This window comes from Pseudomonas sp. MWU12-2037, assembly GCF_023242345.1.
Lineage (GTDB): Bacteria > Pseudomonadota > Gammaproteobacteria > Pseudomonadales > Pseudomonadaceae > Aquipseudomonas > Aquipseudomonas gingeri_D.
In genome coordinates this window covers 425777-450919 of record NZ_JALLIZ010000004.1, presented here as the reverse complement: position 1 = coordinate 450919, position 25143 = coordinate 425777, and the positions used below count along the sequence as shown (strand labels likewise).

Sequence of the window (25143 nt, the reverse complement as noted above, 5' to 3'; positions counted from 1 at the left end):
GAGGGCGTGCCGATGGCGCGCATTACGGAATCTGTACGCCTTCGACCAGCAACATGTCCACAAGACGAATCAGTGGCAGTCCGATCAGGCTGGTGGAATCCGGTCCTTCCGTGCTCTGGAACAGGCTTACGCCCAGTCCCTCGGCCTTGAAGCTGCCGGCACAGTCATAGGGTTGTTCGGCGTGCAGGTAGCGTTCAATGCGTTCGACCGTCAAGCTGCGCATCTGCACGCTGAAGGGGACGCAGTCCACCTGGCATGCCCCGGTCTGGCTGTTGAGCAGCGCCAGTCCGGTGAGAAAGCTCACGCGAGTGCCGCTGGCGGCCAGCAGCTGTTCGCGGGCTTTCTCGAAGCCGTGGGGCTTGCCGAGTATCCGTCCGTCGAGTACCGCGACCTGGTCCGAACCGATGATCAGGTGCGCCGGATGATGGGCGGCCAGGGCCCGGGCCTTTTCCTCGGCCAGGCGTTTGACCAGCTCGATGGCGGCTTCGCCGGGACGCTGGCTTTCGTCGATATCCGGCGAGGCGCAAGTGAAAGGCAGGCGCAGGCGGGTCAGCAATTCCCGGCGATAGGCCGAGCTTGAGGCAAGTAACAAGGGCAGCATGCGGTTCTCCTGAGGCAGGTCGCCGATTCTAGTCGGCCGGCCGGCTGACGGACAGGGCCTAATTTCCTTTGACAGTGGCAGGGTGCATCCCTAGAATGCTGCGCCTATGTTGAATGACCCGATTCCACCTCACGTTGACCCGCGCAAATTGGCTGATCGTGGCACCACCCTTCAAGGTGAACTGCTGCTGGCCGATTTGGAGAGACTCTGCGACTCGCTTTCCGACACTGTCGGTACGGTGCAGGCTAAATTCGTTTTTGAACGAGATGAACGTAAGGCCGTGATGATTCACAGCTTTATCGACACCGAGGTCAAAATGGTTTGCCAGCGTTGTCTTGAGCTGGTCACCCTGCCGATCCACAGCGAATGCAGTTATGCTGTGGTGAAGGAGGGTGCGAATACCCAGTCGTTGCCGAAAGGTTATGACGTGCTGGAACTGGGCGAAGATCCTTTGGATCTGCAGGCATTGATCGAGGAAGAGCTTCTGCTCGCCTTGCCCATTGTGCCTGCTCATCATCCGGAAGAATGCCAGCAGCCGGCGGGGCTCGATGAGCCCGAACCGAGCGAGGACGAGGTAACGCGGTCCAACCCGTTCAGTGTATTGGCGCAGTTAAAGCGTGACCCAAACGTTTAGGAGTTAATCAATTATGGCTGTTCAGCAGAACAAAAAATCCCGCTCCGCCCGTGACATGCGTCGTTCGCACGACGCCCTCGAGGCAAGCACCCTGTCCGTGGAAAAGACCACCGGTGAAGTTCACCTGCGTCACCACGTATCGCCAGAAGGCGTATACCGTGGCCGCAAAGTGATCGACAAGGGCGCTGACGAGTAAATCTTGTCCGCTCAGATCATCGCGATCGACGCAATGGGCGGGGACTTCGGTCCCCGCAGCATTGTCCAGGCCAGTATTGCCTGTCTGTCCGCTACACCCTCGCTGCACCTGACCCTCGTCGGTCAACCTTCCCAGCTTGAACCCCTGATCGCCAGTTATCCGACTGTGGATCGCGCGCGCCTGACCATTACGCCTGCCAGCGAAATCATCACCATGGATGAGCGTCCGTCCCAGGCCCTGCGTGGCAAGCCGGATTCGTCGATGCGCGTGGCCTTGCAGTTGCTGCGCGATGACAAGGTCAAGGCCTGTGTCAGTGCCGGCAATACCGGGGCCTTGATGGCCTTGTCGCGGCATGTGCTGAAGACCTTGCCGGGGATTGATCGTCCGGCCATGGTCGCGGCCATCCCGACCCAGCGCGGCTATTGTCAGTTGCTGGACCTGGGGGCGAACGTCGATTGCAGCGCCGAGCACCTGTTCCAGTTCGCCGTGATGGGCGCGGTGGCCGCCGAGGCCCTTGGCGTGCTGCGGCCGCGTGTTGCGCTGCTCAATGTCGGCACCGAGGACATCAAGGGCAACCAGCAGGTCAAGCTGGCGGCGACGCTGTTGCAGCAGGCGCGGGGGCTGAACTACATCGGCTTCGTCGAAGGCGACGGGCTGTATCGCGGCGAGGCCGATGTGGTGGTGTGCGACGGTTTTGTCGGCAATATCCTGCTCAAGTCCAGCGAAGGCCTGGCGACCATGATCGCCGCGCGGATCGAGGCGCTGTTCAGGCAGAACCTGGCCTCGCGCCTGGTGGGTGCCCTGGCCTTGCCGTTGCTCAAGCGCCTGCAGGCCGATCTCGCCCCGGCGCGGCACAATGGTGCGAGTTTTCTCGGCTTGCAGGGCATCGTCATCAAGAGTCACGGCTCCGCCGGGGTCGAGGGTTTCCAGAGCGCGATTGCCCGAGCCCTGATCGAGATCCAGGAAAACCTCCCCGAGCGCCTGCATGGTCGCCTGGAGGAGCTATTGCTTTAGGCGTTTTCCCGCGGGAATGCTTAAATGTGACCGCTCAGTTCAATCAGCCATCCAAACTGACAGTTTCTTGCGTCCGCCAAGGCGGGACGTCAATTCTTCGACGACAAGATCATTAGGGGCTTGTTACATGTCTACATCCCTCGCATTCGTCTTTCCAGGACAGGGTTCGCAGTCCCTCGGCATGCTTGCCGAGCTGGGCGCGCAATACCCGCTGATCCTTGAGACCTTCAAAGAAGCCTCCGATGCCCTGGGCTATGACCTCTGGGCACTGACCCAGCAGGGGCCGGAAGAGCAACTGAACCAGACCGACAAGACCCAGCCCGCGATCCTCACCGCCTCCGTCGCCTTGTGGCGCCTGTGGCTGGCTGAAGGTGGGGCGCGTCCGGCCTATGTCGCTGGTCACAGCCTGGGCGAATACAGCGCGCTGGTCGCCGCCGGCAGCCTGAGCCTGGGTGATGCGGTGAAATTGGTGGAGCGCCGTGGCCAATTGATGCAGGAAGCGGTTCCGGCCGGGCAGGGGGCCATGGCGGCGATCCTCGGGCTGGACGATGCCGATGTGATTGCGGCCTGCGCCGACGCGGCGCAAGGTGAAGTGGTCAGTGCGGTGAACTTCAACTCGCCGGGCCAGGTGGTGATCGCCGGGGCCAAGGCCGCCGTCGAGCGCGCCATGGAAGCCTGCAAGGCCAAGGGTGCCAAGCGCGCCCTGCCGCTGCCGGTCAGCGTACCGTCGCATTGCGAACTGATGCGTCCGGCCGCCGAGCGTTTTGCCGAATCCGTTGCCGCCATCGACTGGCAGGCACCGCAGATCCCGCTGGTGCAGAACGTCAGTGCCCAGGTGGCCACGGACCTCGCAACCCTCAAGCGCGACCTGCTGGAACAGCTCTACAAGCCAGTGCGTTGGGTCGAGTCGGTCCAGTGCCTGGCGGCCAACGGCGCCACCGAACTGGTCGAATGCGGCCCTGGCAAGGTGCTGGCCGGCCTGAACAAGCGTTGCGCCGATGGCGTCAATACGTCCAACCTCAATACCCCGGATGCCTTCGCCGCCACGCGCGCGGCGCGGGCCTGAATCAGGAGAAGCCTGCATGAGTCTGCAAGGTAAAGTTGCACTGGTCACCGGCGCCAGCCGTGGCATCGGCCAAGCCATCGCCCTCGAGCTGGGGCGTCTTGGCGCCGTGGTCATCGGCACCGCGACCTCGGCCTCCGGTGCCGAGCGAATTGCCGCGACCCTCAAGGAGCATGGCATTCAAGGCACGGGTCTGGAACTTAATGTAACCAGCGATGAGTCGGTTGCCACCGTTCTTGCGAGCATCGGCGAGCAGTTCGGTGCGCCGGCGATCCTGGTCAATAATGCCGGTATCACCCGCGATAACCTGATGATGCGGATGAAAGATGACGAGTGGTACGACGTGGTCGATACCAATCTCAACAGCCTGTTCCGCCTGTCCAAGGGCGTTCTGCGCGGCATGACCAAGGCCCGTTGGGGCCGAATCATCAATATTGGTTCGGTTGTGGGTGCCATGGGCAACGCAGGCCAAGTAAACTACGCGGCAGCCAAGGCCGGCCTCGAAGGTTTCAGCCGTGCATTGGCGCGTGAAGTCGGTTCGCGCTCGATTACGGTAAACTCGGTGGCTCCAGGGTTCATCGACACCGATATGACCCGTGAATTGCCTGAAGCGCAGCGTGAAGCCTTGCTGACGCAGATTCCGCTGGGCCGCCTGGGCCAGGCTCAAGAGATCGCGCAAGTGGTCGCTTTTCTGGCTTCGGACGGTGCGGCATACGTGACTGGGGCTACAATACCGGTGAACGGCGGGATGTACATGTAATTCAAATGTGACGGATTGCTTCAAAAAAATGTCATACCAGCTGTCTAAAATCCGTTATAAAGCTGCAACTTATTGAGGGGCAGAGGGCAAAGGGGGACAAAGGCTGAAGCTTTCGGTTGAAAAGCTGAAAAGCCTTTCTATACACTTACCCACCGGCCAGCTGCCTGAATTTTTCCATTAGGAGTGAAAACAAGGTATGAGCACCATCGAAGAACGCGTCAAGAAAATCGTTGCCGAGCAACTGGGCGTCAAAGAAGAAGAAGTCACCTTGGCTGCTTCCTTCGTTGAAGACCTGGGTGCCGACTCCCTTGACACCGTTGAGCTTGTGATGGCTCTGGAAGAGGAATTCGAGACCGAAATCCCTGACGAAGAAGCTGAAAAAATCACTACCGTTCAAGCAGCTATCGATTACGTTACTGCCCATCAGGCGTAATAGTTTGTAGTCGTTGCCCGCTGTCATGGAAAAACCGCACTGCCATCACGGCGTGCGGTTTTTTCTTTAGGTGTGAGGCAAAGTGTCGTCAACAGGATAAAGGAGAGTGCTGTGTCGCGTAGACGCGTCGTAGTCACCGGCATGGGGATGTTGTCGCCATTGGGTACGGATGTTCCGAGTACCTGGCAAGGCATTCTGGCTGGCCGTAGTGGCATTGGTCTGATCGAACACACAGACCTTTCTGCCTATACCACCCGTTTTGGCGGCTCGGTAAAAGGTTTCAATGTCGAAGAGTACTTGTCGGCCAAAGAAGCCCGCAAACTCGACCTGTTCATTCAATACGGCCTGGCAGCCGGTTTCCAGGCAGTGCGTAACGCCGGCCTTGAAGTGACCGATGCCAACCGTGAGCGCATCGGCGTGGCCATGGGTTCGGGTATTGGTGGTCTGACCAATATCGAGCAGACCTGCCGCACGTTGCACGACCAGGGGCCACGGCGTATTTCGCCGTTCTTCGTGCCCGGGTCGATCATCAATATGATTTCCGGTTTCCTGTCCATCCACCTGGGCGCCCAGGGGCCGAACTATGCCATCGCGACGGCGTGCACCACCGGCACCCACTGCATCGGCATGGCGGCGCGCAATATTGCCTACGATGAAGCCGATGTGATGATTGCCGGTGGCGCCGAAATGGCGGCTTGCGGCCTCGGCATGGGCGGTTTCGGTGCTTCCCGGGCGCTGTCCACGCGCAATGACGAGCCGGCCCGTGCCAGCCGTCCGTGGGACAAGGGGCGTGACGGCTTCGTGCTGTCCGACGGTGCCGGCGCCCTGGTGCTCGAAGAGCTGGAGCACGCCAAGGCCCGTGGCGCCACTATCTATGCCGAGCTGATCGGCTTCGGCATGAGCGGCGACGCCTACCACATGACCTCGCCACCCGACGACGGTGCCGGTGCGGCCCGCTGCATCGCCAATGCCATGCGCGATGCCAAGCTGAACCTGGATCAGGTGCAGTACATCAACGCCCATGGTACTTCGACCCCGGCCGGCGACCTGGCCGAAGCCGAGGCGATCAAGCGGGTGTTCGGTGAGCAGGCCTACAAGCTGGCGATCAGTTCGACCAAGTCGATGACGGGCCACCTGTTGGGCGCCGCCGGTGCCATCGAGGCGATTTTCAGCGTGCTGGCCATCGCCGACCAGGTTGCACCGCCGACCATCAACCTCGATGAGCCTGATGAAGGCTGCGACCTGGATTTCGTGCCCCACGAAGCCCGGCGCATGCCCATCGATGTGGTGCTGTCCAACTCCTTCGGCTTTGGCGGTACCAACGGCTCCCTGGTGTTCCGCCGGTTCGCCGAGTGATGGACAGCTGGGTCGACGGCCGGCCGGCCGATGCGTTGTCCCTCAAGGACCGCGGCCTGGCCTACGGCGATGGTCTGTTCGAGACCATCGCCGTGAAAGCCGGCAAGCCGCTGCTGCTCGAGCGGCACCTGCAACGCCTGGCCGAAGGTTGTCGACGCCTGGGTATCGCGGCGGATCACGGGTTGGTTCGCCGCGAGTTGCTCGCCTACGGTGCGGCACTGGGGGAGGGCGTGCTCAAGCTGATTCTCACTCGGGGCGACAGCCAGCGCGGCTATGCGGTGTCGGCGGATGCGCAACCGCGACGGATCCTGCAAGGCAGCCCGCCGCCGACTTATCCAGAGGCCTACCAGCAGCACGGTATTGGCCTTTTCCCCTGTACGACACGTTTGTCCGAGCAGCCCCTGCTGGCCGGGCTCAAGCATCTCAATCGCCTGGAACAGGTCCTGGCCCGTGCCGAATGGCAGGGGGGCGAACAGGCCGAAGGCTTGATGCTCGACACCTCCGGTCGGGTGATCGAAGGCGTGTTCAGTAATCTGTTCCTGGTGCGGGCGGGTGTGCTTCGCACCGCCGACCTCAGTCGTTGCGGCGTGGCGGGGGTGATGCGCGCGCAGTTGCTGGAAGAGGCGCAGGCACTGGCAATCCCTGTTGATATTTCCGATATCAGCCTGGAGCAATTCCGGCAAGCTGATGAAGTCTTTCTCTGTAACAGTGTCTACGGTGTCTGGCCCGTTCGGGCTTTTGCCGACCTGAGCTGGTCGGTTGGCCCGCTCACCCGTAAACTGCAAGGCATTGCCCGCGTGCTATTGGAAGTTTGAATTGAGACGTAAATTCTTGGTGCTGCTGCAAGCCGTTCTGGTGCTGGCCGGTTTGCTGCTGGGCGGTTCCGCCTGGAAGCTGCATTCGGCATTGGAGCAGCCCCTCAACCTGACGCAGGAACAGCTGCTGGATGTCCCGGCCGGTGCGACACCGACGGGCACTTTCAATCGACTCGAGTCCGAAGGCTTGCTCAAGGACGCCTTCTGGCTGCGCCTCTACTGGCGTTTCAATCTGGCCGGGGTGCCGTTGCACAGTGGCGAGTACCGGATCACGCCGGGCATGGACGTGCGTGCGCTGTTGTCCCTGTGGCAGCGCGGCGAAGTGGTGCAGTACAGCCTGACTCTGGTCGAAGGCTGGAATTTCCGCCAGGTGCGTGCGGCTCTGGCCAAGAACGAAAAGCTCCAGCAGACCCTGAGCGGTCTCAGTGACAGCGAAGTCATGACCAGGCTGGGGCACAAGGATGTGTTCGCCGAAGGGCGTTTCTTTCCGGACACCTACCGCTTCGTGCGTGGCATGAGCGACGCCGAACTGCTGGAGAAGGCCTATGATCGTCTTGATAGCGTCCTGGCCCAGGAGTGGCAGAAACGCTCCGCCGATGCGCCCTATACCGAGCCTTATCAGGCCCTGATCATGGCATCGCTGGTGGAAAAGGAAACCGGCGTGCCCCAGGAGCGCGGCCAGATCGCCGGGGTGTTCGTGCGGCGAATGCAACAGGGCATGTTGTTGCAGACCGACCCGACGGTGATCTACGGCCTGGGCGAACGTTATACCGGCAAGCTCACCCGTGCCCACCTGCGTGAGGCCAATCCCTACAATACCTACATGAATGTCGGCCTGCCGCCGACGCCGATTGCCATGGTCGGACGCGAGGCGATTCACGCCGCGTTGAACCCGGTAGCGGGCAACAGCCTGTACTTTGTGGCGCGCGGCGATGGCACCCATGTCTTTTCCGACGACCTGGACTCCCATAACAACGCGGTGCGTGAGTTCCAGCTCAAGCGCCGGGCCGATTACCGCTCCAGCCCTGCGCCGGCGGCTGCTCCTGCACCGACGGTTTCGACTGCTACTCCGGCACATGCACCTGCACCTGCACCTGCACCTGCGCCGACGGCTCCAGCGGCCGCGCCGGCCCCGGTTCAGAGCCCGGCTCCCGAGGAGCCCGAGTCAGAGTCGAAACCCGCGTCGGCCCCGCTTGTCGAACCTGTACCCGCGGCACCCGCGTCAACCGAAGCCGAGGCGAAAGACTCGCAATGACCCTGATTAAGGACTGCCCGTGACTGGCTTGTTTATCACCCTGGAAGGCCCGGAAGGCGCCGGCAAAAGTACCAACCGCGATTACCTGGCCGAGTGCCTGCGGGCCCAGGGCGTCGATGTCCTGCTGACCCGCGAGCCTGGTGGTACGCCGCTGGCCGAACGGATCCGCGAACTGCTGCTGGCGACCAGCGATGAAGCCATGTGTGCCGATACCGAACTGCTGCTGGTGTTCGCCGCGCGGGCCCAGCACCTGGCCACGGTGATCCGTCCGGCCCTGGCCCGTGGCGCGGTGGTGCTGTGCGATCGTTTTACCGATGCCACCTATGCCTACCAGGGCGGTGGTCGCGGCCTGTCCCATGAGCGTATCGCCACCCTGGAACATTTTGTCCAGGGCGAACTGCGTCCGGACCTGACCCTGGTCTTCGACCTGCCGGTGGAAGTCGGCCTGGCCCGGGCCAGTGCCCGGGGTCGGTTGGATCGTTTCGAGCAGGAAGGCCGGGTGTTTTTCGACGCCGTGCGCAGCACCTACCTGAAACGCGCCGAAGCCGATCCGTCGCGCTACCGGCTGGTGGATGCGGCCCAGACGCTGGCCCAGGTGCAACAATCCCTCGACCGCCTGCTGCCGGAAATCCTGGAGCGGCACCGTGGCTGAAGCCTATCCCTGGCAGGACAGCCTCTGGCAGCAAATGGCCGGGCGGCTCCAGCATGCCCATGCCTATCTGCTGCATGGCCCGGCGGGCATCGGCAAGCGCGCCCTGGCCGAACGGCTGATGGCGCTGCTGCTGTGCAAGAGCCCGACGAATCTCAATGCCTGTGGGCACTGCAAGTCCTGCCTGTTGCTGAACGCCGGCAGCCATCCGGACAACTACATCCTGGAACCTGAAGAAGCCGACAAGGCGATCAAGGTCGACCAGGTCCGCGACCTGGTCAGTTTCGTGGTCCAGACCGCGCAACTGGGTGGGCGCAAGGTGGTGCTGATCGAGCCGGTGGAGTCGATGAATATCAACGCCGCCAACGCCTTGCTCAAGAGCCTTGAAGAGCCCTCCGGCGATACCGTGCTGTTGCTGGTCAGCCATCAGTCCAGCCGCTTGCTGCCGACCATCCGCAGCCGTTGCGTGCAACAGGCCTGCCCGCTGCCGAGCGAGGCCATGAGCCTGCAATGGCTGGCGACGGCGTTGCCGGACAGCAGTGCGGAAGAACGGGTCGAATTGTTGACCCTGGCGGCGGGTTCACCCCTGGCCGCGGTCAGTCTCCAGGCCCAGGGCGTTCGCGAACAGCGGGCGCTGGTGGTCGATGGGGTGAAGAAATTGCTCAAGCAACAGCAATCGGCCACCCAGTTGGCCGAAGGGTGGAATGCGATTCCCCTGTTGTTGCTGTTCGACTGGTTCTGCGACTGGTCGAGTTTGATCTTGCGTTATCAACTGACCGAGGACGAAGCCGGCCTGGGCCTGGCCGACATGCGCAAGGTGGTGCAATACCTGGCGCAGAAAACCGCCCGGGACAAGGTCCTGTCGATCCAGGACTGGATTCTCGCCCAGCGCCAGAAAGTCCTGAGCAAGGCCAACCTCAATCGGGTGCTGCTGCTCGAAGCGCTATTGGTGCAATGGGCAGCTTTACCTACCCAACACTGAGGCGATGGGCCTAGAATCGGCTATCTGCATGACCGGAGCGAGTATGAACGAACCCATTGGTCCCGGCCCGCGCAACGGCATCCTGTCCCTGACCATCAAGGACAAGTCCGTGCTGTACGCGGCCTATATGCCTTTTATCAAGAACGGTGGGCTGTTCATCCCCACCAGCAAGAGCTACAAGCTGGGCGACGAGGTGTTCATGTTGCTCAACCTGATGGACGAGCCGGAAAAGATCCCGGTCGCCGGCAAGGTCGCCTGGATCACCCCCAAGGGTGCCCAGGGCAACCGCGCGGCGGGCGTCGGCGTGCAATTCAACGACGGCGACAACACCGCTCGCAGCAAGATCGAAACCCACCTGGCCGGCGCCCTGAAGTCCGACCGTCCCACCCATACGATGTAGTTGTCGCCTTTTTATGCTTGTAGATTCCCATTGCCACCTCGACCGTCTTGATCTCGCCGAACATGCCGGCTCCCTCGATGCGGCGCTCGACGCAGCGCGTCAGCGCGGAGTCGGGCACTTCCTGTGTATCGGCGTGAGTGTCGACAATGCGGCTGATGTGAAGGCCCTGGCCGAGCGTTACGCCGATGTCGATTGTTCGGTCGGCGTGCACCCGCTGGACGTCAAGGCCGACGCCGCGCCGGCGCTCGACTGGTTGCTGCGCGAGCTTGAGCATCCCAAGGTCGTGGCCATTGGCGAAACCGGCCTGGACTACCATTACGAGCCTGAAGCGGCCGAACTGCAGCAGGCGTCCTTCCGCTTGCACCTGCAAGCAGCCGCGCAGACCGGCAAGCCGGTGATCGTCCACACCCGTGGCGCGCGCGCCGATACCCTGGCGTTGCTGCGCGAGGCGCAACTGCCCCAGGCCGGCGTGCTGCATTGCTTCACCGAGGACTGGGAGATGGCCAAGGCCGCTCTGGACCTGGGCTTCTATATTTCCCTCTCGGGCATCGTCACCTTCCGCAATGCCGACGCCTTGCGCGACGTCGCGCGACAAGTGCCGGCCGACCGCCTGCTGGTGGAAACCGACTCACCGTACCTGGCGCCGATTCCCCATCGCGGCAAGCCGAACCTGCCGCAGTATGTGCGCGATGTCGCCGATTACCTGGCGATGCTGCGCGGGGTGCCCTACGAGCAGTTCGCCGAGCAGACCACCCAGAACTTCAAGCGCCTGTTTCCCCTGGCCCATGTGCGCGCCTGAGCCGAGAGGCTAAATCGCGGGCAAAAAAAACCCGGGTTCTGGGGGGTGAATCCGGGTTAAGACCATTAGGAGTAAAACAAAGGTACGCGGTCCTTCGGCACCTTTATCAGCGCGTCACTTGGGGGAGATGTCGCGCCGACAGTTCAAGTATTGGTCAGGATCGCCCGACGTCCAGTCAGCATTGCTCATTTTTTAAACAGATTTGGAATACAGGCGCTTCTGTTGAGTTCTCATCGTGCCAGGACGCTTTTCGGCGGCCGGCGGCGGCGACGATCCGTGACCACCGCGAAGATTTTCTGACCAGGGCGGCCTGATTCGTCGACAGTGAAAACTAAAAGCCTCGGATGATTCGTGCAATTTGGCGCGAGTCAGGCATAATACTTGGCTTCGATTTTGCCCCTACAGACCTTTTCTTATGCATAAAGAACCCCGTAAGGTCCGTGAGTTTCGTCGCCGCGAGCAGGAAATTCTCGATACCGCGCTAAAGCTGTTCCTCGAACAAGGTGAAGACAGTGTCACCGTCGAGATGATCGCGGATGCCGTCGGTATCGGCAAAGGCACCATCTACAAGCATTTCAAATCCAAGGCGGAGATCTACCTGCGCCTGATGCTCGACTACGAGCGTGATTTGAACGAGCTGCTGCACTCGGCGGATGTCGACAAGGACAAGGAAGCCCTGTCCCGGGCCTACTTCGAATTCCGCATGCGTGATCCCCAGCGCTATCGCCTGTTCGACCGCCTGGAAGAAAAAGTGGTCAAGGGCCACCAGGTGCCGGAGATGGTCGAGGAGCTGCACAAGATCCGCGCGTCCAACTTCGAACGCCTGACCTTGCTGATCAAGGGCCGTATCAGCGAAGGCAAGCTCGAGGACGTGCCGCCGTACTTCCACTACTGCGCCGCCTGGGCCCTGGTACATGGCGCTGTCGCGCTGTACCACTCGCCGTTCTGGAGCAATGTGCTGGAAGACCAGGAAGGTTTCTTCCAGTTCCTGATGGATATCGGCGTGCGCATGGGCAACAAGCGCAAGCGCGACCCTGAAACGCCCGTCAGCTAAGATATTCGGCTTGGTGATTGCGCCACGTTCCCCTATATGGCGCAATGCCCCGGGCTTATACTCAGGGATAGGGCTTGTCAAAACTTGATTTTTAAGTCAAGTTTTGCGCGTTCCACAGTCCATCGCCGGAGTGTCCCATGATCGTTGACCGTCAAGGCAGGCGTTTTCGCAATCTGCGCATCAGCCTGACATCCGCCTGCAATTATGCCTGTACCTACTGCGTGCCCAATGGCAAGCGGCTGGTGGCTGCCCAGGACGAACTGTCGGCGCAGGCCATGGCACGGGGCGTGGCCTACCTGATCGAGGCGGCGGGGATCGAGCGCTTGCGCATTACCGGCGGCGAGCCGCTGGTCAGCCCGAAGCTGGAAGCCTTTATGGGCGCGGTCGGCCAGATGGGCCTGGACGATATCAGCCTGACCACCAATGGCCAGTTGCTTGCGCGCAAATTGCCGCTGCTGGTGGAGGCCGGGATCAAACGGATCAACGTTTCCCTCGATACCCTGGATGCCAGTGCTTTTCGTACTATCGCCCGTGGTGGCGACCTGGCCAGCGTACTCGACGGTATGGAGCAGGCGCGGGCGGCGGGACTGAAGATCAAGGTCAATATGGTGCCGTTGCGCGGGCAGAACCTGGACCAGGTGATGCCGCTGCTGGATTACTGTCTTGAGCGCGGCTATGAGCTGCGCTTTATCGAACTGATGCGCATGGGCCACCTGGCCAGCGATGGAAATGCCTTTCTCCAGCAGTTCGTCAGTCTCAAGCAGTTGCTCGGGCTGATTGGCGAGCGCTATGAATACCTGCAGGCCGATGCCCCGGTGGATGCCACCGCCGTGCGTTATGCGATTCCGGGGCGTGGTCACTTTGGGGTGATCGCCAACGAAAGCGTGCCGTTCTGTCGGACTTGTTCGCGCTTGCGGTTGTCGTCCACCGGCTGGCTGCATGGCTGCCTGTCGTCGAGCAACCGGCATTATGTCGGCGACCTGCTCGACAAGCCGCGCCACGAGGCGTTGCCGGCGTTGCAGCGGCTGCTGGTCAAGGCCTTGGGTGACAAACAGGAAGTGGCTTTTTCGGGCGGCGCGACGGTGATGAAAATCATCGGCGGCTGATCTGGCGCGGAAGCTGCATCCACGCGACTATTCGCCGGTTTTCCGTCACCGGCCTCTGGAGGATAGGATGCGTAGCCTGGTTGTGCTGCTGGCGTTTTTAGCGCTGGGCGGCTGCATGAAAGTCAGTGATCTGGGGGAAGGTGTCCGTTATCAGGCGAGCGATGTGGGACTGCTCGACCATAGTGATACGCGCCGGATCCGCTCGTTCCGCATCCAGCCGGACTCCTTTATCTACATTGCCCAGGGCGCTTTCACGCCACCCGGCAGTGCTTACCCGCGTCCCAACGTGGTGGCCGAGGAAGCCTTCAACGGCTTCGTCGAATATTTCCCCATGGTGCGCCGCGCCCGTGCGCCCCTGGGGCTCGACCAGGCCATGGCCGAGGCCCGCTCCGCCGGCGCGCACTACCTGTTGTACACGCGCTTCGCCAAGGCTGACGACCGCATCGGCAACTACGACGAATGGGCCGACCAGGAATCCGTCGACCGCCTGGGCGTGGACAGCGGGGTGATCCAGATCATGCTGATCGAGACCGGCACCCAGTACCTGATCGATACGGCACGGATCAAAAGCCGTGGCGGCTTGCTGACGTTCCACAACAACAAGCCCGAAGACCTGATCGCCGCCCCCTTGGCCGAATATGCGCGTAGTCTGTTAGGCGTCGGTGAACAGTGGATGTCGGATTGAGTATGAGTGAGTCGGGCAAGGCCAACGACCTGTTGGCGCAAATCCCCAAGACGGAAAAAGGCCTGCCGCCGGTCCACTTGTGGAATCCAGCGTTCTGCGGCGATATCGACATGCGTATCGCCCGTGACGGCACCTGGTATTACCAGGGCACGCCGATTGGCCGCAAGCCGATGGTCAAGTTGTTCTCCACCATCATGCGCCGCGACGGCGATGATTATTTCCTGATCACGCCGGTGGAAAAGGTCGGGATCAAAGTCGACGATGCGCCCTTTGTCGCGGTGACCCTGGAGGTCGAAGGGCAGGGCGAGGCACAGCAACTGCGGTTTACCACTTACGTCGATGAACAGGTGACGGCCGGTACCGAGCATCCGATCCGGGTGGTGATCGATCCGATCAGCCAGGAACCGGCGCCCTACGTGCATGTGCGCAGTAATCTTGAAGCGCTGATTCATCGCAATGTGTTCTACCAACTGGTGGAACTGGCGGTCAGCCGTGAGATCGACGGCCAATCCTGGCTGGGGGTCTGGAGCGGGGGCGTGTTTTTCCCCATTGGCCTGGAGCCCTGAATTGTCTCCGCCTGTCGGCGGATCGCCAGCAAGCCGGCTTGCCGGCGATAGCGCCCTGAAAAACACCACCATTCATCTCTTTGTAAAATAAATCCCTTGCACCCCTGAGCCTCTTTCGGTTATCAATTTGTACATGATTAGACATGTCCGATTTGATAAGAAAAAAAGGGTGGTCGATGAGCTTATCCGGCGCATCGAAAGCGGTCTTCTTGGAGACGGCTTGCTGTTGCCGGGTGAACATCAGTTGGCCGAAGAATTCTCGGTGAGCCGTGGCACGCTGCGCGAGGCCCTGGCCGAGCTCAAGCGGCGCAACTACATTGCGACCCAGAGCGGCGTGGGCTCCATCGTCACCTACGATGGCATTCCCCTCGACCAGCGCGCCGGCTGGGCCCAGGCCCTGGCGGACAGCGGGGCGCTGATCAACACCGAGGTGTTGCGCCTGGAAGCGGTGACGCGGCCGGACCTGTTCAGTCGCTATGGCACCGAGCAGTTCATCGCCCTCGACCGGCGCCGGCGCAATACCGAAGGCACCGCGGTTTCCCTCGAACACTCGCTGATACCGGCCAGCGGCGGCCTGGAAGGCCTGCCCAACGTCGGCCTGATCGACAACTCCCTGACCATTACCCTGGCGGCCTACGGCTATGTCGGTGATCGCGGCGATCAGTGGATCGGTGCCGAACCCCTCTGCGCGGAAGATGCCGAACTGCTCGGGCGTCCGCTGGGCACGGTGTTTCTCAAGGCCTTGCGAACCACCTACGACAAGCGGGGACGTTTTATGGAGCAGGTCGAAAGTCTGCTCGATCCTTTGCATTTCCGCCTGCACCTGGCGTTTGGAAACCCGACATGACCCCGATTCATCGAGCCCTCGGTGCCTTCTACGGCCTCGCCCTGGGCGACGCCCTGGGCATGCCGACCCAATCCCTGAGTCGCGCCCAGATCCGGGCTCGCTTCGGCAGCATCACCACGCTGGTCGACGCCGGTCCCGACCAGCCGATCGCGCCGAACATGCCCGCCGGCTCCATCACCGACGACACCGAACAGGCGATCCTGGTCGGGCAGTTGCTGATCGACGGTAACGGCCATATCGAGCCGGCGCTGCTGGCCGAACGGTTGATCGCCTGGGAAGCGGTGATGCAGGCCAAGGGCTCGCAGGATCTGCTCGGTCCATCGACCAAGCGCGCCATTGAAATGATCCTGGCCGGCCACAGCCCCGAGGAAGCCGGGCGCTACGGCACCACCAACGGCGCGGCCATGCGCATTACGCCGGTGGGCATCGCCGCCGATGTCGACCAGCCCCAGCGCTTTCTCGAGGCGGTGATCCAGGCCTGCCAGGTCACCCATAACACCAGCCTGGGAATCTCCAGCGCCGCCGCCGTCGCCGCGGTGATTTCCTGCGGGATCAACCGCCAGAGCCTGGCGCACGCGCTGGATATCGGCACCGAAATGGCCTTTAGTGCCGAACAACATGGCCACTGGGTTGCCGGCGGGCGCCTGGGGCCGCGGATTCGCTGGGCCCGTGAGCTCGTCCGCGATTGCCCGGACGCCGAACTGGCCGACCTGCTGTATGACGTGGTCGGTACCTCGGTCGCTTCCCAAGAGTCGGTGGTGGTGGCCTTCGCGCTGGCCCAGCGGGTCGCGCTCGGCAAGCTCAACGCCTTCGACGCCCTGTGCCTGGCCGCCAGCATCGGCGGCGACACCGACACCATCGCCGGCATCCTCGGCGCCATGCTCGGGGCCTGTGACGGCCTGGACTGCTGGCCCGCCGAGATGGTCGCGCAAATCATCGAAGTCAATGCGCTGGAACTGGTACCGCTGGTCCAGGGGCTGATCGCCCTGCGCAACGCCTGACACACAACAACACGCAATGGACTGCAGACGAAGGGGGCCCGGAAATGGCCCAGGGGTTTCTACACCTTCCGCACTGCCCAACAACCACAACAATTGGCATCAGGAGCTGAACACCATGACCTCATCAAAAGCCGGACAAAGTGCCGGCCAGTTGGAAACCCGCGGTATAGAACCGGTCCCGGAAGCCGAGTGCAACGGCCATCCGTTGCAACTGTTCTGGGTCTGGTTCGCAGCCAACATCAGTATTCTCGGCCTGCCACTGGGGGCAACCCTGGTGGCCTTTCGCGGGCTGGCGATCTGGCAGGCGATCATCGTCGCGATCCTCGGCGCGGCGGGTTCCTTCGCCGTGGTGGGGATCATCTCCATCGCCGGTCGGCGTGGCCATGCGCCGAGCCTGACCCTGTCGCGAGCGATTTTCGGCGTGCGCGGCAATATCGGCCCGACCATCGTTTCGCTGATGTCGCGCCTGGGCTGGGAAACGGTCAACACCACCACCGCGGCGTTCGTGCTGCTGTCCTTGTGTTCGATCCTGTTCCACTCACCCGTAGAGGCCAAGAGCGCGCCAGTGCTGACGCTGCTGTTTATCGCCATCTTCGTGTTGTTGACCCTGTCGGTCTCGGGCCTGGGGCATGCCACCTTGCTGGTGATCCAGAAGTGGGCGACCTATGTCTTCGGCGGCCTGAATATCCTGGTGGGCGGTTTCCTCTGCGCGACCATCGACTGGAGCGCGGTGTTCAACGCCACCCCGGCGCCGATGAGCGCGATGATCATCGGCATCGGCACCATGGCGGCCGGTACCGGGATCGGTTGGGCCAACGCCGGCGCCGACATGTCGCGCTACCAGCACAAGAGCGTCAAGGCGGTCCGTCTGGTGGCCTCGGCGGCCTTCGGCGCGGGTATCCCGCTGGTGCTGCTGATCACCCTCGGCGGCCTGCTGTCGGTGGGCAACCACGATCTGGCCCAGGCGACTGACCCGATCATCGCGATCCGCGACATGCTGCCGACCTGGATGGCCGTGCCGTACCTGATCACCGCGTTCGGCGGGCTATTGTTGTCGAATAACCTGTCGGTGTACTCGGCGGGCCTGACCACCTTGACCCTGGGCCTGAAGGTCAAGCGCGTGCATGCGGTGATCGTCGATATCGTCGCGATCTTTGTCGGCTCCATCTACTTCATGTTGATCGCCGACAGCTTCTACGGCCCGTTCATCACCTTCATCTCGCTGCTGGCGGTGCCGATCACCGCCTGGGTCGGGATCTTCGTGGTCGACCTGGTGCATCGCCAGTACTACAGCCCCAAGGACCTGCTGGACGTCAGTCCGACCAGCGCCTACTGGTATAGCGGCGGCATCGAATGGCGCGCCTTCGGTGCCTGGGCCGTGGCGATTGTCCTGGGCTTCAGCTTCACCACCATCGGCACCACCGCCGAGACCACTTGGTTCCGTGGTTTCCTCTCCGATTCCTGGCTGGGCCACAACGGCCTGGGCTGGATCGTCACCTTCCTGGTTGCCGGCGGTATTTACGCCGTGCTCGGCGGCGCGGCGGATCGTCGTGCGGCCTTTGTAGAGAATGCCAATGGCTAGACTGATGCATACCGGCCAGGTCATGGTTGACCTGGTCATGTCCCTCGACCAGCTGCCGGCGACCGGCGGCGACGTGCTGGCGAATGCCGCCAGCTTTGAAGCCGGTGCGGGTTTTAACGTCATGGCCGCGGCCCGGCGCAATGGCCTGCCGGTGATCTACCTCGGGCGCCACGGTAACGGGCGCTTCGGCGACATCGCCCGCCAGGCGATGGCGGCGGAGGGGGTCGAGATCGCCCTCGAGCGCGATGGTGCGAAGGACACCGGGCTTTGCGTGTCGCTGACCGAGGCCAGCGCCGAGCGCACCTTTATTTCCTATATCGGAGCCGAAGGCGGTGTCTCGGCTGAAGAGCTGGCGCGGGTCTCGGTGCAAACCGACGATTACGTCTATGTCAGTGGCTACAGCCTGCAATATCCGGACAAGGCACCGGCGCTGCTGGAATGGGTGTTGTCCTTGCCGAAGGCGGTGACGGTGGTGTTCGATCCGGGTCCGTTGGTCAACTCGCCGGATGCAGCCCCCATGGCGGCCTTGTTGCCGCGTATCGATATCTGGACCAGTAACAGTGTCGAATCCCTGCGTTTTACCGGCGCGGCGGATATTGCCGGTTCCCTCGACAATCTGACCGGGCGTTTGGCCGAGGGTGCGCTGCTGGTGGTTCGCGATGGCCCGAACGGTTGTTGGGTCAGTCGGGTCGGGGAGCACCGGCATGTGCCTGGTTTCAAGGTACAGGCGGTGGACAGCAACGGCGCGGGCGATGCACATACCGGTGTGTTCCTCGCCGGGCTGGCGGCGGGGTTGGATGCCGTCGAGGCGGCTCGCCGCGCCAATGCGGCGGCGGCCCTGGCGGTTACACGCTGGGGGCCGGCCACCTCGCCCGGGAAGCAAGAAGTGGATGCCATGCTGGCGAACGGCTGAATCCGGCTCCTGTAGGAGCAAGCTTGCTCGCGATCCGCCGGCAGGCGGGATTTTGGTGGCGCTCCGTGGATCGCCATCGCCGGCAAGCCGGCTCCTACAGGGATGGAGTGCACCAGTGAAGCTGTAAGAAAATCCTGTAACAGATAGTGGTTTTGCTTTCGCCCGGAAGACGAAACACTGGAAACCCATACGCCAGCTGTTCTACCCTAGTGCGTTGGCTACCTTTGCGACCTCTGGACCCCGGCCGTGTGCACCGGGCCACCAGATGCATGAAAGGTAGCGTGTCCTTTCGACTTCTGTGACGACGCCCGTGAAACTCATCATTATCGCTGTTTACGTCTTGTCCATCGCGTACGTACACCTGCGCGGCAAGGTCCGGCACAAGCTGGGCCGGCAATTGAGTGACCACTCGACTTTCCTCGCCCCGGTCAACTGCTTCCTCTACCTGTTCTCCAAGGTGCCGAGCCGCCCGTACCTGGACCCGGCCGGCTTCCCCGAGCTCAAGCCGTTGCAGGACAACTGGCAGGAAATCCGCACCGAGGCCCTGGCCCTGTTGCGCGCCGGTGAGATCAAGAAATCCGAGACGCCCAACGACGTGGGCTTCAACTCCTTCTTCAAGACTGGCTGGAAGCGTTTCTACCTCAAGTGGTATGGCGACAACCATCCTTCCGCCGTCGAGCTGTGCCCGCGCACCACGGAGCTGCTCAACAGCATCGGCAGCATCAAGGCGGCGATGTTCGCCGAGTTGCCGCCGGGTTCGCGCCTGGTTCGCCACCGCGACCCCTACGCCGGTTCCTTGCGCTACCACCTGGGCCTGGAAACGCCGAACGATCCGGGCTGCTACATCAACGTCGATGGCCAGGACTACCATTGGCGCGATGGCGAGCCGGTGATGTTCGACGAGACCTTTATCCACTACGCCGAAAACAAGACCGACCAGAACCGTGTGATCCTGTTCTGCGATGTCGAGCGCCCGTTGAAATATCGCTGGGCGACGGCGTTCAACCGCTGGTTCAGTCGTAATGTGATGTCCGCCGCCGCTTCGCCGAATGATGCGAACGACAAGACCGGTGGGATCAACAAGTTCTTCACCAAGATCTACGGCATTCGCCTGCGGGGCAAGGCCTTGAAGAAAACCAACCGCACCCGCTACTACCTGGAGAAGTGGGCGATCTTCGGTGGCTTGCTGGCGTTGTTCCTGCTGATCTAGTTCAGGTTGTCGCTTAACGAATTCGGCCGGGCCCCCAAAGGGAGCCCGGCCGATTTGTTTCCATAATTGTCCAGGTCGTTACGCCGCCTGGAAGTCATGATCGACTAGCGCTCCAGTACCCCACGAAATGCAGCACTCAGCGCTCGCAAGGTTTCCTGAGAACGAGAGTCCGTGGGACGCGCATGCAGGATGATTTCGGTGATCGGCAGCGCCGGCAGTCCGAGTTGCTCACCGACTTCGATCGCGCCGGCCGGTGCCACCCGCTTGGCCAGCGCCGCCACGCCGAGCCCGGCACTGACCGCCGCGCCCACCGCCATCACGCCGCCGCCGATAAACACTTCGGTCCAGGGGATGCCCGCATCATCCAGCACCCGCACCGCCAGATGCCGCACGCCACAGGGCGCGGCCATGGTCGCCAGGCGCAGGACGCTGCCGGGGGTGTGTTGCCAGGTGGGTGCGGCGAACCAGCCGAAGCGCTCCACCACCAGCACCTCGCCGTCGTGACGGTCGCCTTCGCTGCGCACGATGGCGGCGTCCAGCTCGCCACGATCGAAGGCCGCGCCGAGGTCCCGGGACGAGGCGATCCGCACCTCGATGATCAGCAGGGGATCGTAGTGCGCCAGGCGACTCAGCAGGGTCGGCAGGTCCGGTCCCGCGACATGGTCGCTGATGCCGATGATCAGGCGACGATTGGGTGTGGCGCTCATATCCCCCAGCGCCCGTTCGTGGGCCTGGAGCAACGCGCGGGCGGCGTGGATAAATTGTTCACCCGAAGGCGACAGCCGCACATGGCGGGGTGTGCGCTCCAGCAAGCGGTAGCCGAGACGTTCTTCCAGGCGCTTGAGCTTCAGGCTGATGGCCGCCTGGGAGGTGTCCAGCGCCTGGGCCGCGCGGGTGAAACTGGCGAAATCGGCAATCAGCACAAAGGCCTGGACAGTGTCGATATCGAGAGGCTTGACGGCTTCAGTCATATCTATCTCTTATCATACATATATTTATAGATATCTTGTTGTAATTATCGATCTTGCGCAAGCTGGCTCCAGGTTCTCGATAACCTTTTCCCACAGGAGTGTCGTCATGTTTGCCAAACAGTATTCACACCGCTTGCCCGCCAACTATGACATGGGCTTGATCCGCCGCCGGGCCAGCGAGTTGGGGCCGCTCTGGGACGATACCCAGGGGCTGGTCTTCAAGGCTTTTATCGCCGAGGAGCGCGGGGTCTTCGGGGCCCAGGCCAATCTGTATTCGTCGGTGTACCTCTGGGCCGATCCGAGCGCCGCTGCGGGCTTTCTGATGGACGAGCGTTTCCAGCGGGTGATCGACTCATTCGGTCGTCCGGATATCGAGGCCTGGTTGCCGCTGGATCTGCAGCTGGGCAGTGCGCCGCAGGCCCGGGCGCTGTATCGCGAAACCTTGCCGTTCGATGGGCAAGCGGATCGAGTGCGGTTGCTGGCCGAGGAGGTGGAGCGTAACCAGGCCATCGTTCGTCAGGACGACACGGTGGCGGTGTTCCTCGCGCTGGATACGGCGGCCTGGCAGTTGATCCGGATCATCCTGTCGTCGTCCGAGCCTGACCGCCATCGCGCGGGTAAGGCGTATGAAGTGCTGTACCTGGCACAACCGGGCCTCGAGCAATAGTGATTCAAACCGTCGCACAATCCGCATAGCATGGGCGACTTCACCGACTCTGGAAGCGCCCATGTCCCTTGAAATACGCGAAGCCCGGCCCAGCGATGCGCCGCAGATCCTGGCCTTTATCACTGAACTGGCCGAGTACGAACGGGCCCGCCATGAAGTGATCGCCAGCGTCGTCGACATCGAGCGCAGCCTGTTTGGCGAAGGTGCCACGGCCCATGGCCTGATCTGCCTGCGTGATGGCGAGCCGGTCGGTTTTGCGGTGTTTTTCTTCAGCTACTCCACCTGGCTCGGGCGTAATGGCCTGTACCTGGAAGACCTCTACGTTTCACCGCAACAACGCGGTGCCGGCGCCGGTAAGAAGCTCTTGCGGCACTTGGCGCAGATCGCCTGCGCCAATGATTGCGGGCGCCTGGAGTGGAGTGTGCTGGACTGGAACGAGTCGGCGATTCGCTTCTATGAATCCATTGGTGCGCAACCCCAGAATGAATGGGTGCGCTACCGGATGGATGGTGACGTGTTGAAGAACTTTGCCTATTCGCAGGACTGAGCGGGGATCCTGAAACACCGCGAATTTGAATGCGCCGCGAAACCTGTAGGAGCAGGGCTTGCCCGCGAAGCTTTTGGCGGCCTTGAGGGCCCTTTCGCGGCGGTGCGGCGATCCGACAAGCCCTGCTCCTACAAGGGATCCTGTTCAGGCTTACCAAATGGATTACGGCAGTTTATTTAAACCACTGCCACAACAGCAGCGTGCCAATCAGCCCGACCACTGAAACGATGGTCTGCAACACCGACCAGACCCAGATTGTCTGCTTGAGCTGCAAGCCGAAGTACTCGCGCACCATCCAGAAGCCGGCGTCGTTGACGTGGCAGAAGAACACCGAACCGGCACCGATGGCCAGGGCCACCAGCGAGGCCTGGGTGGTTGCCAGGCCGACCATCAGCGGCGCGAGAATACCCGCCGTGGTGGTGGTCGCCACGGTCGCCGAACCGGTGGCCTGGCGCAAGGCCACGGCAATCAGCCAGGCCAGCAGGACGTAGGACAGGTTGGCGCCGGTGGCGACCTTGCTGATGGTGTCGCTGATGCCGGCTTCCAGCAGGGTCTGTTTCAGGCCGCCGCCGGCGCCGATGGTCAGCAGCAGCATGGCAATCGGCCCGAGGCTTTTGCGCAGCACGCTGCCGACCTGGTCGCGGGCCATGCCGATGGACCAGCCCAGGCAGATCACCGCCGCGATCACCGCGATGCCCAGGGCGATCAAGGGTTCGCCGAGGAACTTCAGGGTGATGGCGAGGTTGCTTTGCGGCGCCATGGCGACCTTGGCCAGGGTGCTGCCGAGCATCAGCAGTACCGGCAGCAGGATGATCAACAGTGAAATGGCGAAGCTCGGCTTGCGCCGGGTCTCGACCTTGGCGGTGAACAAGGCGCCGATTTCCGCCGGCTCCTTCACATCCAGGCGCTTGGACAACCAGATACCATAGAGCGGGCCGGCGAGGATCACCGCCGGCACCGCGATGCAAAAGCCCAGCAACATGGTCATGCCGAGGTCGGCGTGCAAGGCGCTGACCGCGATCAACGGGCCCGGATGGGGCGGCATCAGCGCATGCAGGGTGGTCATGCCGGCCAGGGCCGGGATCGCCACCTTGAGCAGCGGCTGGCCGGACTGGCGGGCGATCACGAAGATGATCGGCACCATCAGCACCAGGCCGACTTCGAAGAACAGCGGCAGGCCGATGATCATCGCGACCATTGCCATGACCCAGGGCAGGGCCTTGCCCCGCGCATGGCGCAGGAGGGTCGAGGCAATGCGGTCGGCGGCCCCGGACTCGGCCATCAGCGCGCCGAGCATGGCGCCCAGGGAAATGATGATCCCGGCTTCGCCGAGCAGGCTACCGGCGCCCTTGCTGAACGCCTTGGCCACTTCTTCAGGGGGCAGCGAGGCGCCGATCCCGGCGACGAAGGTGCCGATCAGGATGGACAGGAAGGGTGGCAGTTTGGTCAGGCTGATCAGCACGATGATGGTGGCGATGGCCAGCAGGCAGCAGACGATCAGGCGGGTGTCGTGGGCAAGCCACGCGGCATGTGAAAGATCCAACGGGAACCCCTTCTTGTATTATTTTGTTACGCGGTTGGAAGGAATATACCTGATGGATTCATATAGATGATTAGATGAGCCAGGTTTTTTTGCGAACGGGAGTATGAAAGTCCGGACGGGTTTACGCTGTTCGCCAGCCAGCCCGGGGGGGCTCAGTCCATCAGCATCGGCGGCAAAGTGCCCAGCAGCGATACCGCGAGAATCGCCCCGAGGCCGAGCAGCCATTCGACCGTCACACTGGTGCGCAAGACGCTGAAACGCCCGCCAGGGCCCATCACCCGGTTGAACAGGGCCAGCCCGAGCATCAGCGCGACCATCAGCACCTTGATCAGCAGGATCAGGGCGAAGCCGCTGAACAGTGGTGTCGGCCAGAGGGCTCCGGTGAGTACCCGCACATTGATCAGGCCGGTGACGATAATCACGGCGACCAGCAGGTAACCGAGGTCGCCGAACCGTCGCAGGACCTGCTTGATGTCATGTTCCGCCGGCTTGCTCAGCATCAGGGCGAGCAACATCAAACCGCCGACCCAGGCACCGACCCCGCTCAGGTGGATGAACTGGTTGAGCATCAGCAAGCGACCGTCGAGGCCGTCGAGCATGGCGCCGTGGCCGACCGGGGCGAGGGTCGCCAGCAGCAGGAAACCGAGCAGCAGGTTGATGGCCGGGCGGGCGTTGGCCAGCAGGCTGAGCACCAGCAACAGGCACAAGCCCAGGTGCCAGCTCCAGACCTGACCGAAAAAGGTCTTGCCCAGGACCAGTTGGAGGGTGGCGGGATTCAGGGCGTCGGCCCAGTCGCCGGTCATAGTGGCAGTGGTCAGCAGCAACCAGCCGCCGGCGCTGAGTAACGCCAGCAGCGCCAGCCAGCGCTTGATCCTGAGCAAGCCCGGGTCGAGTGCCGGGCTGGCCGCGCTGCCGATCAGCCAGGGCCTGAACAGGCAGGCCCCGAACAATGACAACACCACGGCGAAATGCAGGAAGCGGCACAGGACCATGGCGTTTTGCATAGACTCAGTTGCCCACCGTGAAGCTATAGTTGCCTTCGCTCTTGTGGGTGTCGACCGACACGGCGTGCCACACGACCTTGTACTCGCCAGGCGGGAGGGGGGCCGCCGGGGTAACGATCAGGGTTTTCTTGTCGGCGGGATCGGTGGCGATGCTTTTCAGCGTGACCGCTTTATCGGCGCTGCTGAGTTCGACTTTGGTGAACTTGGCTTCAACCCCTTCGCTGAACACCAGGCGCAATTCGGCCGGGGCGCTGACGGTGGCGTCCTTGGCCGGGGTTTCGCTTTTCAGGTGGGCATGGGCGAAGGCGGTGTTTGCACCGGCCAGGCCGGCCAGCAAGAGCAAGGTGCCGAGGGTTTTCTTGAGCGGGACGACAGCAGGCATCGATCAGTTCCTCGTGGGATCAAGTGAGCTGACTATACTAGCTCGCTCTGCAGCCGAACGTCGCATTTGAGCCTTTGTTCGCTTGAGCGATACTTGCAATACCGGCTG

At 62.4% G+C, this 25143-nt stretch carries 29 protein-coding genes; 24 read left to right on the top strand and 5 right to left on the bottom strand.

Annotated elements, in window-relative coordinates; genetic code table 11:
* Positions 1–22: 22 nt before the first annotated feature.
* Positions 23–601 carry a nucleoside triphosphate pyrophosphatase gene (locus tag M5B42_RS10115; protein WP_248745708.1) on the bottom strand — a complete coding sequence of 193 codons (579 nt, stop codon included), beginning with the start codon at positions 599–601 and terminating at the stop codon, positions 23–25.
* A 106-nt stretch (positions 602–707) separates the two neighbouring features.
* On the opposite strand from M5B42_RS10115, the gene M5B42_RS10110 reads away from it, so the two are divergent.
* The 22 genes from M5B42_RS10110 to lpxO all read left to right on the top strand — a co-directional run bounded on the left by M5B42_RS10110 (position 708) and on the right by lpxO (position 19921).
* The gene (locus M5B42_RS10110) at positions 708–1235 is read left to right on the top strand and encodes a YceD family protein (RefSeq protein ID WP_100940760.1); all 528 of its coding nucleotides are present in this window, start codon (positions 708–710) and stop codon (positions 1233–1235) included.
* 13 nt (positions 1236–1248) lie between these two features.
* Positions 1249–1431, top strand: coding sequence for a 50S ribosomal protein L32 (rpmF, locus tag M5B42_RS10105; protein WP_003179396.1), 183 nt, complete (start codon positions 1249–1251; stop codon positions 1429–1431).
* A gap of 3 nt (positions 1432–1434) precedes the next feature.
* On the top strand, positions 1435–2445 hold the full coding sequence (plsX, locus tag M5B42_RS10100) for a phosphate acyltransferase PlsX (protein WP_283099719.1): 1011 nt from the start codon (positions 1435–1437) through the stop codon (positions 2443–2445).
* A gap of 127 nt (positions 2446–2572) precedes the next feature.
* A complete protein-coding gene (gene fabD / locus M5B42_RS10095; protein ID WP_152737126.1) occupies positions 2573–3511 on the top strand; it encodes an ACP S-malonyltransferase in 939 nt (312 codons plus the stop codon).
* A 16-nt stretch (positions 3512–3527) separates the two neighbouring features.
* Complete coding sequence (fabG, locus tag M5B42_RS10090; RefSeq protein WP_103496774.1) at positions 3528–4268, top strand: 3-oxoacyl-ACP reductase FabG; 741 nt, start codon at positions 3528–3530, stop codon at positions 4266–4268.
* A 196-nt stretch (positions 4269–4464) separates the two neighbouring features.
* Complete coding sequence (acpP, locus tag M5B42_RS10085; protein ID WP_152737125.1) at positions 4465–4701, top strand: acyl carrier protein; 237 nt, start codon at positions 4465–4467, stop codon at positions 4699–4701.
* A gap of 111 nt (positions 4702–4812) precedes the next feature.
* A complete protein-coding gene (gene fabF, locus M5B42_RS10080; RefSeq protein ID WP_177100297.1) occupies positions 4813–6057 on the top strand; it encodes a beta-ketoacyl-ACP synthase II in 1245 nt (414 codons plus the stop codon).
* Positions 6057–6872 carry an aminodeoxychorismate lyase gene (gene pabC, locus M5B42_RS10075; protein ID WP_248745707.1) on the top strand — a complete coding sequence of 272 codons (816 nt, stop codon included), beginning with the start codon at positions 6057–6059 and terminating at the stop codon, positions 6870–6872. The genes fabF and pabC overlap by 1 nt, the downstream gene beginning before the upstream one ends.
* A gap of 1 nt (position 6873) precedes the next feature.
* Positions 6874–8127, top strand: coding sequence for an endolytic transglycosylase MltG (gene mltG / locus M5B42_RS10070; RefSeq protein WP_248745706.1), 1254 nt, complete (start codon positions 6874–6876; stop codon positions 8125–8127).
* A 19-nt stretch (positions 8128–8146) separates the two neighbouring features.
* Positions 8147–8779: a dTMP kinase gene (gene tmk / locus M5B42_RS10065; protein WP_103496779.1), complete on the top strand. Its 633-nt coding sequence runs from the start codon at positions 8147–8149 to the stop codon at positions 8777–8779.
* Positions 8772–9758, top strand: coding sequence for a DNA polymerase III subunit delta' (locus M5B42_RS10060; RefSeq protein WP_248745705.1), 987 nt, complete (start codon positions 8772–8774; stop codon positions 9756–9758). The genes tmk and M5B42_RS10060 overlap by 8 nt, the downstream gene beginning before the upstream one ends.
* Before the next feature lie 43 nt (positions 9759–9801).
* A complete protein-coding gene (locus tag M5B42_RS10055; protein WP_103496781.1) occupies positions 9802–10158 on the top strand; it encodes a PilZ domain-containing protein in 357 nt (118 codons plus the stop codon).
* 13 nt (positions 10159–10171) lie between these two features.
* Positions 10172–10957: a TatD family hydrolase gene (locus tag M5B42_RS10050; protein WP_103496782.1), complete on the top strand. Its 786-nt coding sequence runs from the start codon at positions 10172–10174 to the stop codon at positions 10955–10957.
* 415 nt (positions 10958–11372) lie between these two features.
* A complete protein-coding gene (locus M5B42_RS10045) occupies positions 11373–12011 on the top strand; it encodes a TetR/AcrR family transcriptional regulator (protein WP_103496783.1) in 639 nt (212 codons plus the stop codon).
* A gap of 137 nt (positions 12012–12148) precedes the next feature.
* Entirely contained in the window at positions 12149–13117 is a 969-nt protein-coding gene (locus M5B42_RS10040) for a radical SAM protein (protein WP_103496784.1), read from the top strand.
* A gap of 67 nt (positions 13118–13184) precedes the next feature.
* Complete coding sequence (locus M5B42_RS10035; RefSeq protein WP_152737119.1) at positions 13185–13802, top strand: DUF4823 domain-containing protein; 618 nt, start codon at positions 13185–13187, stop codon at positions 13800–13802.
* Positions 13803–13804: 2 nt separating this feature from the next.
* The gene (locus tag M5B42_RS10030; RefSeq protein WP_103496786.1) at positions 13805–14368 is read left to right on the top strand and encodes a DUF1285 domain-containing protein; all 564 of its coding nucleotides are present in this window, start codon (positions 13805–13807) and stop codon (positions 14366–14368) included.
* A 133-nt stretch (positions 14369–14501) separates the two neighbouring features.
* Positions 14502–15215 (top strand): GntR family transcriptional regulator, encoded by a 714-nt coding sequence (locus tag M5B42_RS10025; protein WP_103496787.1) that lies wholly within the window; start codon positions 14502–14504, stop codon positions 15213–15215.
* Positions 15212–16216, top strand: a complete 1005-nt coding sequence (locus M5B42_RS10020; protein WP_248745704.1) for an ADP-ribosylglycohydrolase family protein — start codon at positions 15212–15214, stop codon at positions 16214–16216. The genes M5B42_RS10025 and M5B42_RS10020 overlap by 4 nt, the downstream gene beginning before the upstream one ends.
* A gap of 115 nt (positions 16217–16331) precedes the next feature.
* The gene (locus tag M5B42_RS10015) at positions 16332–17798 is read left to right on the top strand and encodes a cytosine permease (RefSeq protein WP_152737116.1); all 1467 of its coding nucleotides are present in this window, start codon (positions 16332–16334) and stop codon (positions 17796–17798) included.
* Positions 17791–18711 carry a PfkB family carbohydrate kinase gene (locus M5B42_RS10010; RefSeq protein ID WP_248745703.1) on the top strand — a complete coding sequence of 307 codons (921 nt, stop codon included), beginning with the start codon at positions 17791–17793 and terminating at the stop codon, positions 18709–18711. Before M5B42_RS10015 ends, M5B42_RS10010 begins: the two co-directional genes overlap by 8 nt.
* A 310-nt stretch (positions 18712–19021) precedes the next feature.
* On the top strand, positions 19022–19921 hold the full coding sequence (gene lpxO / locus M5B42_RS10005) for a lipid A hydroxylase LpxO (protein WP_103496791.1): 900 nt from the start codon (positions 19022–19024) through the stop codon (positions 19919–19921).
* A 104-nt stretch (positions 19922–20025) separates the two neighbouring features.
* Here the strand turns inward: lpxO and M5B42_RS10000 are convergent, their stop codons facing one another.
* Positions 20026–20892: a LysR family transcriptional regulator gene (locus M5B42_RS10000; RefSeq protein ID WP_103496792.1), complete on the bottom strand. Its 867-nt coding sequence runs from the start codon at positions 20890–20892 to the stop codon at positions 20026–20028.
* A 106-nt stretch (positions 20893–20998) separates the two neighbouring features.
* On the opposite strand from M5B42_RS10000, the gene M5B42_RS09995 reads away from it, so the two are divergent.
* Together M5B42_RS09995 and M5B42_RS09990 are read left to right on the top strand one after the other, a co-directional pair.
* Positions 20999–21559: a DUF4865 family protein gene (locus tag M5B42_RS09995; protein WP_248745702.1), complete on the top strand. Its 561-nt coding sequence runs from the start codon at positions 20999–21001 to the stop codon at positions 21557–21559.
* A gap of 61 nt (positions 21560–21620) precedes the next feature.
* Positions 21621–22106, top strand: a complete 486-nt coding sequence (locus M5B42_RS09990) for a GNAT family N-acetyltransferase (protein WP_248745701.1) — start codon at positions 21621–21623, stop codon at positions 22104–22106.
* Positions 22107–22278: 172 nt separating this feature from the next.
* Here the strand turns inward: M5B42_RS09990 and M5B42_RS09985 are convergent, their stop codons facing one another.
* From M5B42_RS09985 to copC, 3 genes are all read right to left on the bottom strand, one after another.
* Positions 22279–23649 (bottom strand): gluconate:H+ symporter, encoded by a 1371-nt coding sequence (locus M5B42_RS09985; RefSeq protein ID WP_248745700.1) that lies wholly within the window; start codon positions 23647–23649, stop codon positions 22279–22281.
* A 152-nt stretch (positions 23650–23801) separates the two neighbouring features.
* Positions 23802–24653: a copper homeostasis membrane protein CopD gene (copD, locus tag M5B42_RS09980; RefSeq protein WP_248745699.1), complete on the bottom strand. Its 852-nt coding sequence runs from the start codon at positions 24651–24653 to the stop codon at positions 23802–23804.
* 4 nt (positions 24654–24657) lie between these two features.
* Positions 24658–25035, bottom strand: coding sequence for a copper homeostasis periplasmic binding protein CopC (copC, locus tag M5B42_RS09975; RefSeq protein ID WP_248745698.1), 378 nt, complete (start codon positions 25033–25035; stop codon positions 24658–24660).
* Positions 25036–25143 lie beyond the last annotated feature (108 nt).